The 14,503-nt window shown below is 42.9% G+C and carries 9 protein-coding genes; 2 read left to right on the top strand and 7 right to left on the bottom strand.

Translation table 11 applies throughout. The features are described from left to right. Positions 1-301 precede the first annotated feature (301 nt). The 7 genes from trhP to V2H77_RS02635 all read right to left on the bottom strand — a co-directional run bounded on the left by trhP (position 302) and on the right by V2H77_RS02635 (position 11,871). Positions 302-1,678, bottom strand: a complete 1,377-nt coding sequence (gene trhP, locus V2H77_RS02665) for a prephenate-dependent tRNA uridine(34) hydroxylase TrhP (RefSeq protein ID WP_341497565.1) — start codon at positions 1,676-1,678, stop codon at positions 302-304. Between the two features lie 230 nt (positions 1,679-1,908). Then, positions 1,909-2,253 carry a YegP family protein gene (locus tag V2H77_RS02660; RefSeq protein WP_341497564.1) on the bottom strand — a complete coding sequence of 115 codons (345 nt, stop codon included), beginning with the start codon at positions 2,251-2,253 and terminating at the stop codon, positions 1,909-1,911. Between the two features lie 97 nt (positions 2,254-2,350). Then, positions 2,351-3,055 carry an envelope stress response regulator BaeR gene (gene baeR / locus V2H77_RS02655; protein ID WP_341497563.1) on the bottom strand — a complete coding sequence of 235 codons (705 nt, stop codon included), beginning with the start codon at positions 3,053-3,055 and terminating at the stop codon, positions 2,351-2,353. Then, on the bottom strand, positions 3,052-4,440 hold the full coding sequence (gene baeS / locus V2H77_RS02650) for an envelope stress sensor histidine kinase BaeS (RefSeq protein WP_341497562.1): 1,389 nt from the start codon (positions 4,438-4,440) through the stop codon (positions 3,052-3,054). Before baeS ends, baeR begins: the two co-directional genes overlap by 4 nt. Next, positions 4,437-7,523, bottom strand: a complete 3,087-nt coding sequence (mdtC, locus tag V2H77_RS02645) for a multidrug efflux RND transporter permease subunit MdtC (RefSeq protein ID WP_341497561.1) — start codon at positions 7,521-7,523, stop codon at positions 4,437-4,439. Before mdtC ends, baeS begins: the two co-directional genes overlap by 4 nt. After that, on the bottom strand, positions 7,520-10,666 hold the full coding sequence (locus V2H77_RS02640; RefSeq protein WP_341497560.1) for an MdtB/MuxB family multidrug efflux RND transporter permease subunit: 3,147 nt from the start codon (positions 10,664-10,666) through the stop codon (positions 7,520-7,522). Before V2H77_RS02640 ends, mdtC begins: the two co-directional genes overlap by 4 nt. Continuing rightward, positions 10,666-11,871: an MdtA/MuxA family multidrug efflux RND transporter periplasmic adaptor subunit gene (locus tag V2H77_RS02635; protein ID WP_341497559.1), complete on the bottom strand. Its 1,206-nt coding sequence runs from the start codon at positions 11,869-11,871 to the stop codon at positions 10,666-10,668. Before V2H77_RS02635 ends, V2H77_RS02640 begins: the two co-directional genes overlap by 1 nt. A 605-nt stretch (positions 11,872-12,476) precedes the next feature. Here V2H77_RS02635 and V2H77_RS02630 point away from each other — a divergent pair. Together V2H77_RS02630 and add are read left to right on the top strand one after the other, a co-directional pair. Beyond that, positions 12,477-13,406 carry a nucleoside hydrolase gene (locus tag V2H77_RS02630; RefSeq protein ID WP_341497558.1) on the top strand — a complete coding sequence of 310 codons (930 nt, stop codon included), beginning with the start codon at positions 12,477-12,479 and terminating at the stop codon, positions 13,404-13,406. Positions 13,407-13,431: 25 nt separating this feature from the next. Then, complete coding sequence (add, locus tag V2H77_RS02625; RefSeq protein WP_341497557.1) at positions 13,432-14,424, top strand: adenosine deaminase; 993 nt, start codon at positions 13,432-13,434, stop codon at positions 14,422-14,424. The last annotated feature ends 79 nt before the right edge of the window (positions 14,425-14,503 follow it).

Genomic DNA, 14,503 nt, shown 5'->3' with positions numbered 1-14,503 from the left:
ATTAATATGTAGGTATAAGAAACACATTAATATAAATATTCATTGGTTTAATAGTTAAATTTCTCTATTTAATTAATCATGTAAATGAATTCTGTAACTTATTGATTTTATTTCTCGGAGGAAAAAAGAAAAGGCCAGCTCAAGGGAGATTGAGCCGGCCAAGGAGGTGGTTCCTAGTCTTACTGTAAAACTTTTTTAATTTTTTATTTTTCGCCAGCAATATTACGGTAAATAAAATAGTATTGATGTGATCTGTTTCTAAAAAAAGAAATATATTGTCATAAAAAGGGGATATTGATGATTATTTGTCTGAGTCTCGGTTCGTTTGAGCATATTGAGAATTAATACCATTTAGATTACGTATTAATAAGGCATAATTAATATCGATTTGTTTAGGGATTGGTAAATAGACAATATAACCATCCCCAGGCGCAACTTCCATTGGTTGGCCTTTTTTATCCTGCATTGCTTCCAGCGTAAACTGGATATTGCCTGATGGCGTCATTAATTCGAGACGGTCTCCGATCATAAATTTATTCTTGACAGTAACTTCAGCTAATTCGTTGACTCGTTCACCTGTAAATTCACCAACAAATTGTTGTGTATCGGATATCGAATAGCCGTATTCATAAGTCTGATAGGCATCATGAGTATGACGGCGTAAAAATCCTTCGGTATAGCCGCGATGGGCGAGTCCTTCTAACGTTGTTAGCAGAGTTGGATCAAAAGGTTTCCCTGCAACGGCATCATCAATGGCTCGGCGGTAAACTTGTGCGGTGCGAGCGCAGTAATAGAAGGATTTTGTTCGTCCTTCGATTTTCAAAGAGTGAACGCCCATTTTAGTTAATCGCTCAACATGCTCAACTGCACGTAAGTCTTTAGAATTCATGATGTAAGTACCATGTTCATCTTCGAAAGCTGACATATATTCACCTGGGCGTTTTGCTTCTTCGAACGTAAATACTTTATCTGTTGGTGTGCCTTTTCCCAATGTTGGCTCGATATTTTTTGTCGGTATAGGTTCATGCATATGCACAATATTACCGATATCATCCTCTTTACCTTCTTGGACGTGATATTCCCAACGGCAGGCATTAGTGCAGGTTCCTTGGTTAGGATCTCGTTTATTAATATAGCCAGACAACAGGCAACGACCTGAATAGGCCATACACAATGCGCCATGTACGAAAACTTCCAGTTCCATATCGGGAACCTGCTGGCGAATCTCGTTAATTTCATCCAGAGAAAGCTCGCGGGAAAGAATGACGCGTGTCAGCCCCATTTGTCGCCAGAATTTTACTGTTGCCCAGTTAACTGCGTTAGCTTGAACGGAAAGATGAATCTCCATTTCAGGAAAAGCTTCACGAACCATCATGATCAGTCCGGGATCGGACATGATGAGAGCATCTGGTCCCATATCAATGACAGGTTTTAGATCACGGATAAAAGTTTTCAGTTTGGCATTGTGAGGAGCAATATTGACCACAACGTAAAAGCGTTTACCAAGCTCATGCGCTTCTTTAATGCCGAGCGCCAAATTTTCGTGATTAAATTCATTATTGCGAACACGCAGGCTGTAACGTGGTTGACCCGCATATACGGCATCTGCGCCATAAGCAAAAGCATAGCGCATATTTTTCAGTGAACCGGCAGGGGAAAGTAATTCTGGAGTAAACATGGTTAAAAAATTCTCGATTTGAATTGAGACTGGTTTTCACTATAAAAAGTAAGGATAAGACGGGGGATTCTAACCCTTAATTTGTTGGGGATACAAATTTATTAGCATGAAACGTTCGGTTCTATTGATCAACAAAGAACGTGATCAACAAAGAACGTGATCGATGAAGAGCGCCTTATCAATTGACGATAACTTTCAACTGATAAGGTGCGGTTTATGATGAAAAAGTATTATTCTGACTTTGTCAGATCTCGGACATTGGCGCTAGAACCATGTTTAATCGCAGATTGAATGCCTTTTTTGGCCGCGACTTCATTATCGTGAGATTCGCTGATGCCGATAACTTGATAGTTTCTCGCTTTCAGCACGAAATAGGACTTGCCAGATTTGTTTTCTCTGATTTCGAAGTTTTTTTCTGCCAGTGAATTTGCCTGGACAGAACGAATTCCTTTATTCGCTGCTGCCTTGGTGGTGTACATTTCACTGGTAAGGATAACTTCACCGTTCGATGTTTTTAAATTGAAGTAATACTGCTTGTTTTTTGTTCTTCTCAGATCATAATGACCTACAGCCATAAGAAATTCCTCCAATTAAAGGTAAGTATTTTTAATATAGCTGAATTTCTGACCGGTGAAAGGTTGAGAGAAATTTAATTCAGTTAAAATGTGACAGTTATAACAAACGGCATATATCCGCTTCCCATCGGTAACCGAGTCCGTAAATAGAACGAATGAATGTTTTACTGTTGTCCAATTGTTCCAGTTTACGGCGTAAATTTTTAATGTGGCTATCAATAGTACGGTCTGTCACGATTCGGTGATCGTCATACAGGTTATTCAGTAATTTATCGCGGGAAAATACTTGCCCTGGGCGACTTGCCATCGTTTTTAATAACCGGAATTCAACCGGGGTCAAATCCAATATTTTATCGCGGTAACGTGCTTGGAAACAGGCCTCGTCGATTTGCAGATCGCTTTGCTTGACAATATCTTGTGGTCGGTAACAGCGACGAAGAATCGTTTTAACTCGCGCGACAATTTCACGTGGACTATAAGGTTTACAAATATAATCGTCTGCTCCGATTTCCAATCCAAGTAAACGGTCAATTTCTTCCGTTTTGGCGGTGACCATAATAATCGGCACATCAGAGAAGCCGCGAATTTCCCGACAGATAGATATGCCATCGCAGCCTGGAAGCATCAGATCCAGCAAAATAATATCTGGATTGTGTTGCTGTACATGGGAGACAGCTTCATCGCCCCGCAGTAGCCACTGGGTTTCGTAATCAGCCGCCCGCAGGTAATCAACCAGCAACTGACCAAGTTTTGGCTCATCTTCAACAATCAAAACAGTATAATGTTCAAATTCTGTATTCATAACATTTCGCCGTCGAGGGATTTAGTTAGCGGCAATTCTACGATAATTCTCAGGCCGCCTAAAGGTGAGGGGGCGGCATGGATGGCGCCGCTATGTGCTTCAACAATGTTATAGCAAATAGCTAATCCAAGCCCTGATCCGCCACTGGCACGGTTTCGTGAGGATTCACTACGGTAGAATCGTTCAAAAACCCGTTGGCATTGCTCTGGCGACAAGCCGGGTTTGCTGTCCTCCCAATTCAGAATGAAGTAGTTATCGTTAGAACAACTTTTAATGATTAATTTTCCATTATCGGCGGTATAGCGAAGACTGTTTTCCAGTAAATTATGAAATAGCTGAGTCAATCTGTTTGGGTCAGCAAATACCATAATAGTTTCAGGAAGTTTAACATCTATTTGGATTTGCTTATCGAGGAAACGTCCACGATAAGATGCGATAGCAGCCTGAATTAATTCACTGATGTTGATAAATTCTTTCCGGTATGCCAGCGCCCCGCGATCAGATAAAGAGAGTTGGTGTAGATCATCAACCAGTTTGGTCAATGTGGTAATTTCAGCTAATAACGAATTGAGCGTTTCTGGCGTGGGTTTGTGAACACCATCCTGTAATGCTTCCAATTCACCGCGCAATATAGCAAGGGGGGTGCGTAGTTCATGAGAAATATCTGCCATATAATCGCGACGCATCTGCTCGTTTTTTTCTAGGGTACTGGCAAGTTGGTTAAAATTGTGGGCAAGCTGACCAATTTCATCTTTACTTGATGGCGTGACTCGGGCGCTGAAATCGCCTGCTGCCAGTTTATGCGTCCCTTCAACTAAACGCTTAACGGGTTTTAACATACCGCGGGATAATAATAGCGTGGCTATGATCGCCAGTAAGGTAGATAAACCAGCAATGATCCAGCTTGTCAGTTGCTGCTGGCGATCAAAACTGATATCAGCTTGACGGGTAATTTTATCTGATGTGCTGACAATGACCCAACCAACAACTTGATGGTGATAGAGAATGGGTTTGCGATAAGTCTCTGTCGGGATTTTGCTTTCATGACCGACCAGCAGTTTCATGTCACTGTCCACCACCCAAAATTGAGTTCGCCAACCGCGAGGTGGTGGACCCTGGCGGCTTTCACTGGTTTGTTCAATGGAGCGAATAATTTGAAAAATTACTCTGTCATTCCTCTTTAAGAATTTCCAGCTACCATATTGTTGATATTGTTCAGCCAGTGCTTCGGCTAACATGGCGGTACGTAACTGGATATTTTGTTTTATATAACCAATAAAACCATGTTGGAAGCTGCTTCTTACGCCCCAGTGCATGGTGATGAGTACCAGCATACAAGTGGCGAAGATGGCCATAAACAGTTTACCACTGATGCCGAGTTTCATAGTGGCTCCATAATTTGCTTGATGGTACGCCGTTGTTGCCACTTTTCCCTTACTCGATCAAAACAGAGATAGACAACGGGTGTGGTATATAGCGTCAAAAGCTGGCTCATGACCAAGCCACCCACGATAGTTATTCCTAAAGGTTGGCGTAATTCTGCTCCGTCGCCATTGCTCAAAACCAGTGGCAGGGCGCCAAACAAGGCGGCTAGTGTCGTCATCAGAATTGGACGGAAACGTAACAGGCTGGCTTGGAATATCGCATCACGGGCGCGGATATTACCGTTACGCTGAGCTTCAATAGCAAAATCCACCATAATAATGGCGTTCTTTTTCACGATACCAATCAATAACATGATGCCTATTAATGCTATCAGGCTGAATGGTGTGTCAAACAGTTCCAATGCCAGTAGGGCGCCAATGCCGGCGGAAGGCAGGGTAGAGAGAATAGTCAATGGATGGATATAACTTTCATACAGTATCCCCAGCACCAGATAGACGGTAATAATGGCGGCCAGAATTAAGAATAATTGTGATTTCTGGGTTTCTTGGAAAATCTGGGCGGTACCAGCAAAAGTGCCGCGAACCGTTGAGGGTACGCTCAGTTCGGTCATGGTTCTTTCAATCGCATTGATAGCATCAGAGAGGGTATAACCTGCCGATATATTGAAAGCAATGGTTGAAGCAGCAGAAAGCCCCTGATGATTCACGCTTAACGGCGCGTTAGCTGGTTGCCAGTGAGCAAAATAGGAGAGCGGAATGGTTTTTCCTTGATTATTAATCACGAACATTTTATCCAGTGCGCTGACATCTTGCGTATATTCTGGTGCAACTTCCATCACAACCTTGTACTGATTAAGTGGTTGATAGATAGTGGATATTTGTCGCTGACCAAAAGCATTGTTCAGCAGGCTATTGGCTTCATTGACATTAATGCCCAGACGAGACATGGTATCGCGGTCATAGATTATTGCCATTTCAGCCCCTTTATCCTCTTTGTCCGAATTCACGTCGGTCAGTTGGGGCAACTGCCCTAACGCTTTACGGATAACAGGCTCCCATTTGCGAAGATCATTCAGATCATCTGCCAGCAATGTAAACTGATAACTGGCATTAGCTTGGCGACCGCCAGCCCTAATATCCTGTACCGGAATGAGAAACAGATTTGCTCCCGGTTCATTGGCAAGTTTAATTCTCAGGCGTGAAATAACCTGTTCAGTGCTTTCTGAACGCTCTTTCAATGGTTTCAGAGAGATAAACATAAAGCCATTATTTACCCGCCCACCACCGGTAAAACCGATCACGCTGTCTACCGTAGGATCTGCATTGATTACCTGCATGAAATTCTTCATTTTTTCACGCATGGATTGGAAAGAGATACTTTGATCTGCCCGAACAAACCCTAACAACCGACCGGTATCCTGCTCCGGGAAGAAAGTTTTGGGGATATTAATATAGAGCCAAACATTTAGGGCAATAATGCCAGCCAGAATCAATAATATCCAACGGCTATGATTAAGAACCCATATCAGGGAGCGTCCGTACATTTGCTGAATTTTCAGTAAAACTTTACCGAATCCCCGTATTTTCTTTTGTGCTTTGGGGAGCTGAGATTTTAGTAAGTGGGCGCACATCATTGGCGTTAGCGTCAGGGAAACCAATAATGAGATACCGATTGATGTGGTTAAGGTAATGGCGAATTCACGGAACAGCCGACCAACCAATCCATCCATGAACAGAAGCGGGATAAAGACTGCTACCAGCGAAATGCTCATCGAGAGGACCGTGAAACCCACTTCCCGGACACCTCGCAGCGCCGCTTGCATGGGTTTGATACCTGCTTCAAGGTGGCGGGAAATATTCTCCAGCACCACAATCGCATCATCTACCACAAATCCTGTGGCAACCGTCAGCGCCATTAAAGAAAGATTGTTCAAACTGAAACCGCACAGATACATGGCGGTAAAGGTGCCAATGAGTGAAACCGGTACAGCGATGGCAGGGATTAATGTTGCGCGACCAGAACGTAAAAACAGGAACACCACCAGAATGACTAGCCCGATAGCAATCACTAATGCACGTTCTACTTCTACTAATGAAGCACGAATAGTTGGTGTGCGATCTTGAGTCACTTTAAGTTGAATACTGGCAGGAATAGATTCACGTAATGCAGGCAATTGTTCACGGATACGGTTTACTGTGGCGATAATATTGGCGCCAGCTTCACGGCGAATGATCAACAAAATAGCCGGTTCACCGCCAGACATGCCGGCTGCTCTGACATTTTGAACAGAATCTTTTACATTTGCTATGTCCTGCAATCGCACCGGTGAACCGTTGTTGTAGTGAACGATAATCGGACGATAGCTTTCGGCTGTTTTCAATTCATCGTTAGTTTGAACTTGCCAGTGTTGCTGATCGGAATCCACATATCCTTGTGGACGGCGAACATTGGCATTGCTGATAGCTTTGCGTACCGCATCTAGTGAAACGCCCTGATGAAACAGGGCGCCAGGATTCAATTCGACTCTGACTGCGGGTAATGAACTGCCGCCGACAGAGACTTCACTGACGCCTTCAACTTGGGCAATTTTCTGCGCCAGTTGAGTAGAGGCAAAATCATAAAGTTGCCCCTGATTATAGGTATCAGAAGTCAATGTGAGGATCATAATCGGGGCGTCAGACGGGTTGACTTTGTAATAATGCGGCCTGCTAGGCATACCGGAAGGTAGCAGACTTTGAGCGGCATTCAGTGCTGCCTGTACATCCCGCGCTGCACTGTTAATATCACGGTTGAGATCAAATTCAAGTGTGATATCGGTATTGCCAAGGGAGCTACTGGAGGTCATTTCATTGACTCCGGCAATTCGGCCTAAGGCGTGCTCCAGGGGAGTCGCGACCGATGAGGCCATTGTCTCCGGCGAGGCTCCCGGTAATGAAGCGTAAACGGAGATCACTGGAAAATCCACTTGTGGTAAAGGAGAAACCGGCAACAAGGTAAATCCCAATACCCCGCATAGGGTTATGGCTAAACTCAATAGCGTGGTGGCAACAGGACGTTGGATAAATAAGGCAAAGAATTTCACCGCGGCTCCTGATGATCAATAGATGAAGTGTCTGGGACTGAGGACTGACGATTGCGGCGATAGTGCGCCAATCGGTCAAACAGTAAATAGATCACCGGTGTGGTAAACAACGTCAGGATCTGGCTCATAATCAATCCGCCGACCATACAAATACCCAGAGGCCGACGTAATTCAGCGCCTACACCGATGCTGAGCATCAAGGGGAGCGCCCCAAGCAACGCTGCCATTGTGGTCATCAAGATTGGACGGAAACGCAATAGACACGCTTGATAAATGGCTTCGTAAGGCGGTAACCCCTGCTCACGTTCCGCTGCCAGCGCAAAATCGATCATCATGATGGCATTTTTCTTCACAATACCTATCAACAGGATAATGCCAATGATCGCAATGACATCCAGTTCGTGACCTGCCATCATCAGCGCCAGTAGCGCGCCCACTCCCGCTGTCGGCAATGTGGAGAGGATTGTCACCGGGTGGATGAAGCTTTCATACAGTATGCCTAGCACGATATACATAGCGATGATGGCAGCCGCGATTAGCCATAATGTATTGCCCAGCGCGCTTTCAAATGCCAGCGTTGTTCCTTGGAATTGGGTGGAAATATCTTTGGGCATTTTGATCAATTGTGCTGCATCACGAACAGCATTGACCGCCTGTTCGAGAGAAGCATCCTCAGTAACGTTGAAAGAAAATGTTGCTGAGGGAAATTGAGCGAGATGATTGATTGCCAACGGGCCAAATCTTTGTTCAATAGTCGCAATAGTTTTGAGAGATATGACATGACCGTCAGTTCCGTTAAGACGGATGTTATCAAATGCTGCCAGCCCTGGAGTTGATGTCACATCATGCTCCAAGATAATTCGATACTGATTAGCCTGTGTATAAATGGTTGAAATTAGCCGCTGGCCGAATGCGTTGTAGAGTGCGTTATCTATAGCGGCCATTGAGATGCCTAATCGGCTGGCTGTGTCTCGATCTACCTTAACGTAGGCAATTGGCCCTTGGTCTTGCCAGTCACTGCTGATATCAATTAGTTCAGTTCTCTGCTTTAGTTCAGCCAGCAATTTTGGCACCCAGATACTCAGTTCATCCAGAGAAGTTGCCTGCAAAGTGAATTGGTATTGGGTACGGGTAACTTGAGTATCAATCGTCAAATCCTGTATGGGTTGCAGATAGAGTTTTATGCCGGGTATGGCGGCAACTTTTTCCTGCAAACGCGGAATAATGTCAACGATTCTGTCATCACGCTGATTTAGTGGTTTCAGCGTGATTTGCAATCGCCCGTTATTCAAGGTTGGGTTACTGCCGTCAACACCGACAAAGGTGGTGATATTTTCTACTGCCGGGTCTTGCAGTAATAGGGATGAAACTTGCTGTTGTTTATCCACCATTGCAGAGAAGGAAATGGATTGCGGCGCTTCCAGTGTTCCCTGAATCAGCCCATTATCCTGTGATGGAAAAAATCCTTTTGGAATCATCAGATAGAGCAGAGTCGTTAGCGCCAATGTGCTTAGGGCGATGCTAAATGTGATCCACGGGTGATTCAGCGCTCTTTTTAGCCATACGGCATAACTGGCAATCATTTGTTCAAAAAAGCGTTCACTGGCTTGTTCAAAACGATTGTGTTTTATCTGTGATTCCGGTTTCAGTATTCGAGCGCACATCATGGGGGTTAATGTCAGTGAGACAATGGCTGAAATCAGAATTGCTACGGCCAGGGTAATCGCAAACTCACGAAACAGGCGGCCAACGATATCGCCCATAAAAAGCAATGGGATTAGCACTGCAATCAAAGAGAAAGTCAGGGAAATAATGGTAAAACCGATTTCACCTGCGCCTTTCAATGCTGCGGTCATCGGTTTCTCGCCTTGTTCTATATAACGGGAGATATTTTCAATGACCACAATGGCATCATCCACGACAAAACCGGTGGCAATGGTGAGCGCCATTAGCGTCAGGTTATTGACGGAGAAGCCGCAGAAATACATCACTGCGAATGTACCAGTCAGTGAAAGGGGAACAGCGATACTGGGGATGAGTGTTGCAATGCCGTTGCGTAAAAACAGGTAAATCACCATAACAACCAATGCAATTGCCAGTAACAGCTCAAACTGAACATCTTTCACAGAAGCACGAATGGTTGTCGTGCGGTCAGTCAGGATTTTCATATCAACAGATTTTGGCAAGCTGCTGATGAGCTCCGGCAACATCTGACGAATATTATCTGTGGTTTCAATCACATTGGCGCCGGGCTGGCGCTGGATATTAATCACAATGGCTTGTTTGTTATTTGACCATGCGCCGAGTTTGGTGTTTTCAGCTCCTTGCTCAATGGTTGCGACATCTTGTAACCGTACCGGTGAACCATTTTTATAGGCAATGATCAGTTTGCGGTAATCATTTACTGATTTCATTTGATCGTTGGCCGAAAGCGTGACGGAGCGAGTCGGACCATCAAGGCTACCTTTGGCGGAGTTAACGTTAGCATTGTTAATAGCGGTACGGATCATTTCGCTATCCAGTCCCTGTGCAGCGATCGCTTGAGCGTTTAACTTCACTCTGACGGCGGGTCGCTGGCCGCCGGCGAGTGTCACCAGTCCTACACCGTTGACCTGTGAAATTTTCTGTGCGATACGGGTTTGCACCATATCTTGAATCTGTGTCATTGGCATTGCATCGGAGGTGACTGCCAGCATTAAAATAGGCGGATCTGCGGGGTTAACTTTGCTGTAAATGGGAGGATAGGGAAGGTCATTTGGCAGTAAATTACTGGCTGCATTAATGGCCGCCTGCACTTCTTGCTCGGCAACGTCTAACGGCAAAGTCAGTTGGAATTGCAATGTGATAACGGAAGCCCCGCCGGAACTTTGGGATGCCATCTGTTTCAGACCAGACATTTGTCCGAGTTGGCGTTCCAGTGGGGCGGTGACTGCCGAAGTCATTACATCGGGGCTTGCGCCGGGATAGAGTGTGACAACCTGAATGGTGGGATAGTCCACTTCCGGTAATGCAGACACGGGCAGTATGCGATAGCCGATAATACCTGCCAGCAAGATTGCTGCCATAAATAGCGTGGTGGCGACAGGTCGCAAGATGAACAGGCGTGATGGCCCGCCTCCTGGGATTGGAGAGCTTACCTGCATCAGGAATTCTCCGTTTTATCGTGTTTTTGTGGCTGAGGCTTATTGACCATCGGTGTGACAATATCCACCTTAGCGCCATCTGTCAGGCGATCGATACCATCAGTGACTACTTTATCACCTGCTGCCAAGCCGGTACTGATAACAACGCGTTTTGTATCCTGCAATTTGACCGTGACCAGATGTTTGCTGACTTTATTCTCTTTGCTTAACATCCAGACAAAATTCCCTTCATTACCCATTTGCAGAGCAGCATTTGGGATCACCACTGCGTTTTCCAGTGTATCGACTTTAATACGGACATTAACGAACTGATTTGGGAATAAGGTGCTATCTTGATTGGAAAAACGGGCTTTCAGCTTAATTGTGCCGGTAGCGGCATCAATTTGATTATCAATGCTCAACAGTTTTCCTTCGGCAAGTTGTTGCTGGTTATTGCGATCCCAGGCACTAACGACGACGTCATGATTGGTTTTCTGAGCTTGCAAAACAGCACTGATATCGTTTTCAGGGAGTGAAAATAGTACATCTACCGGATCGGTTTGGGTAATAACCACAATAGGAGAGTTGTTGCCGCTGGAGATAAAATTCCCTATATCAATCTGTTTCAAGCCCACTTTACCAGAAATTGGAGCCGTAATTCGGCTGTAAGTGAGTTGAAGTTTTGCACTATCAATAGCCGCTTGATCAACTTTTAGACTGGCCTCGTGTTGGCGAACAAGCGCACGTTGATTATCCATTTCTTGTTGGGAAATCAAGTGAGTGTTTGCCAACTTCTGGTAGCGATTGAGATCCTGACGGGCATTTGCCAAGATTGCTTCATCTTTAGCCAGTTGGCCTTTGGCTTGTGCTAGCTGAACCTGAAAAGGACGCGGATCAATTTCTGCCAGTAAATCCCCTTGCTTAATTTGTTGACCTTCCTGAAAGTGCAAAGCGATAAGTTGACCTTCAACTCGGCTAGTCACCGTAGCGGTATTGGCGGCTTGAATGGTGCCAAGCCCGGAAAGAAAGCGAGGGACGGCCTGCTCTTCTACCGTAGCAACCTGAACTGGGGGTAAAGGGGGATGCCCTAAACCAGAGGATTGATCAGATAGACTGGATTGTTGAGGGACTTTGAGTTGGCACCAAAAAAATATAGCGGCAGCAATAGCAATAGCGGCCAATATTACACGGAAAAGGAGGGTACGGCGTTTATTATTTTGATTCATTTCTTCGACATTCTCTCAAACGCAAGGTCAGGGTATTGCTCGATTATGTCCGACTGAAATATCGGTTTAATCACGTGCTATTAGTTTAGACAGTGAGGATAAGCTAAAAAATGGAGAAAGTGTGGAAAATATGTCAAGGAAGCGCTTTTTAAAGCAAATTAATGCGTTTTTTGTCATTTTTCTCGAGGCGGCTCCAGAAATTATGTAAATGATGCTGTCTCTGTTACCTTCGTTTCCTTTGCGGTTGTTGGATTATGTCTCCTATTTTTTGAGAGAATTTAGGTTGGTTATAAAATGCAGGAGAAATATAATCAATATAAATATATTGCTCCACTCATATTTAAATTTGGCTTGAAAGAGATAAGTCTAATAAATGATTTTAATTATCGATCTTAGTTAGCTGTTTTTTCTGAGTATTTTGTATATATATGCTGTTTAGAACATATTCCTACAAATTGTTTATTAGCGGAAGATTGTGAAGTAAATCACATATTGGTTATTTATCTCTGTGCATATTGTTTCTGGATTCTGGAAAAAGGTCATGTGACTTTTTTTTGGCGGAACTTATAGACTAATGTAAGGAATATGATAAAGGGAAATAGGCTATGAGACATTTCATTATTGATACAGATACGGCTTCCGATGATGCAATTGCATTACTGATGGCGCTCCGTGAACCCTCAGTTTTTATTGAAGGTATTACTATTGTTGCCGGTAATTGTGCTGTTTCTCAGTGCAGAAAAAATGCGTTAGTCAGTATTGAAAAAGCAGGAACATATATTCCTCCGGTATATGAAGGGATGAGTAAACCATTATTTAGAGAGCACTATACTTCATATCATATTCATGGAAAAGAGGGTATGGGTAATATGAATTTACCAGAGTCTTCGTTAATAGTAGAAGATAAACATGCAGTAGATGCAATTATTGATATCGTAAAAAAATTTCCTGGTGAGATTGAAATAATTACTTTGGGACCATTGACAAATATTGCAATGGCTGTCTTAAAAGAGCCAGATTTATATAAATTTGTTAAAGCGGTTTATATTATGGGTGGTTCTGGATTGAAGCCGGGTAATATTACACCATTAGCTGAGTTCAACATCTATTCTGATGCTGAATCGGCACATATCGTATTGAATTCTGGATTGCCTCTTGTATTTTGTGGGTGGGAGTTAGGTATGGAAGAGGCTTTTATTGATGAGTTTGATATGGATAAATTAAATTCTTTAGGTGATCTTGGCCAGTTTGCAGTGAGCTGTAATAGAACATTGATTGAATTCAATGCGGGAAGAACGAATAGAAAAGGATTTGATCTGCCTGATCCTATCACAATGGCTATTGCTTTATATCCGAATGAAGTGATAGAGAATAAATTAGAGGCGTATGGTTATGTTGAATATCAAAGCGCACGTTCATATGGACATTTAGTTATTGATTCAACCGATCTTCTTAATCATCCTTATAATATGATTGTGGTGACTAAAATCAAGGGTAAGATATTTAAGCATAAACTATTTACATTATTATCTTAATTTTAGTCATATAGGAGGATAAAAGATGAATTTTAATCCTGATTTACTGAGAAAGGTAGAGTTGCATACGCATCTTGATTGTGGGTTAAGTTATCATTTCGTTAAGAAACTTATTCCTGATATTACTCATAAGTCATTTTGTGAGAAATATATTGCCGCTGAAAAATGCCATGATTTAGGTGATTTTTTAAATAAAATCACGCCTTCATTGGATTTACTACAAAAAAGGGACGTAATAGCTGATGCCGTAGAAGATCTTTTCATACAATTAAAAAGCGATAATGTAGTTTATGTTGAAATTAGATTTGCACCTTTACTTCATCTTCGTTTAGGATTAAATGAACGCGATATTGTAGAAATTGTTTTGGAGGCAATGAAAAATTCTTCAGTCAAATATGGTATAGCGGCAGGTTTAATATTATGTACATTGCGACATTTTTCAGAAGATCAAAGTTTGAGAACCGCATATCTTGTCAATGAATATTCTAATTACGGTGTTGTTGCCCTCGATCTTGCTGCCGATGAGGCAAGATATCCACTTAATGCGCATTTGAATGCGTTTAGAATGGTGTTGGAAAATGGTGGCAATGTGATTGCGCATGCAGGAGAAGCGAAAGGGGCGGAAAGTGTGCGCGAGACTATCGATAAATTAAACATTTCTCGTATAGGTCATGGTGTCAGAAGTATTGAAGATCGAGATGTTATTGATCTTCTTATAGAAAGAAATATACATTTAGAAATTTGCCCGACATGTAATATTGTTTGCGATATTTATGATATCTATGAAAACCATCCAATTAATTTTTTAAAAGAGGCTGGTGTAAATATTGGGGTTAATACAGATACTCGGACAGTTGCAAATATTAGCTTATGTAAAGAATATTCTAAGATTAATCGATACTTTGGTTGGCAGTATAGTGATTTTATTGAAACAAATTTGAATGCATTATATTCTTCCTTTGGTAGTAATGAACTGAAAAGTCGATTGGAAAAGGAAATAGTGAGATTATCATTGTGAAAATTAAAATTCTATTTATCTTGGTGCATAATGAGAAAAATTTCCATCAAATATATTATCTGTAATCTGTAATCTGTAA

Source organism: Photorhabdus sp. P32 (assembly GCF_038085095.1).
GTDB lineage: Bacteria > Pseudomonadota > Gammaproteobacteria > Enterobacterales > Enterobacteriaceae > Photorhabdus > Photorhabdus luminescens.
This window is presented reverse-complemented; position numbering and strand designations above follow the sequence as displayed.

Bases quoted from the DNA above. Each gene is read 5' to 3' on its own strand.
- V2H77_RS02660 (WP_341497564.1), bottom strand. From the start codon at position 2,253: ATGGCTGTAGGTCATTATGATCTGAGAAGAACAAAAAACAAGCAGTAT.
- baeR (WP_341497563.1), bottom strand. From the start codon at position 3,055: ATGAATACAGAATTTGAACATTATACTGTTTTGATTGTTGAAGATGAG.
- baeS (WP_341497562.1), bottom strand. From the start codon at position 4,440: ATGAAACTCGGCATCAGTGGTAAACTGTTTATGGCCATCTTCGCCACT.
- V2H77_RS02630 (WP_341497558.1), top strand. From the start codon at position 12,477: ATGAGACATTTCATTATTGATACAGATACGGCTTCCGATGATGCAATT.
- add (WP_341497557.1), top strand. From the start codon at position 13,432: ATGAATTTTAATCCTGATTTACTGAGAAAGGTAGAGTTGCATACGCAT.
- V2H77_RS02640 (WP_341497560.1), bottom strand. From the start codon at position 10,666: ATGCAGGTAAGCTCTCCAATCCCAGGAGGCGGGCCATCACGCCTGTTC.
- trhP (WP_341497565.1), bottom strand. From the start codon at position 1,678: ATGTTTACTCCAGAATTACTTTCCCCTGCCGGTTCACTGAAAAATATG.
- V2H77_RS02635 (WP_341497559.1), bottom strand. From the start codon at position 11,871: ATGAATCAAAATAATAAACGCCGTACCCTCCTTTTCCGTGTAATATTG.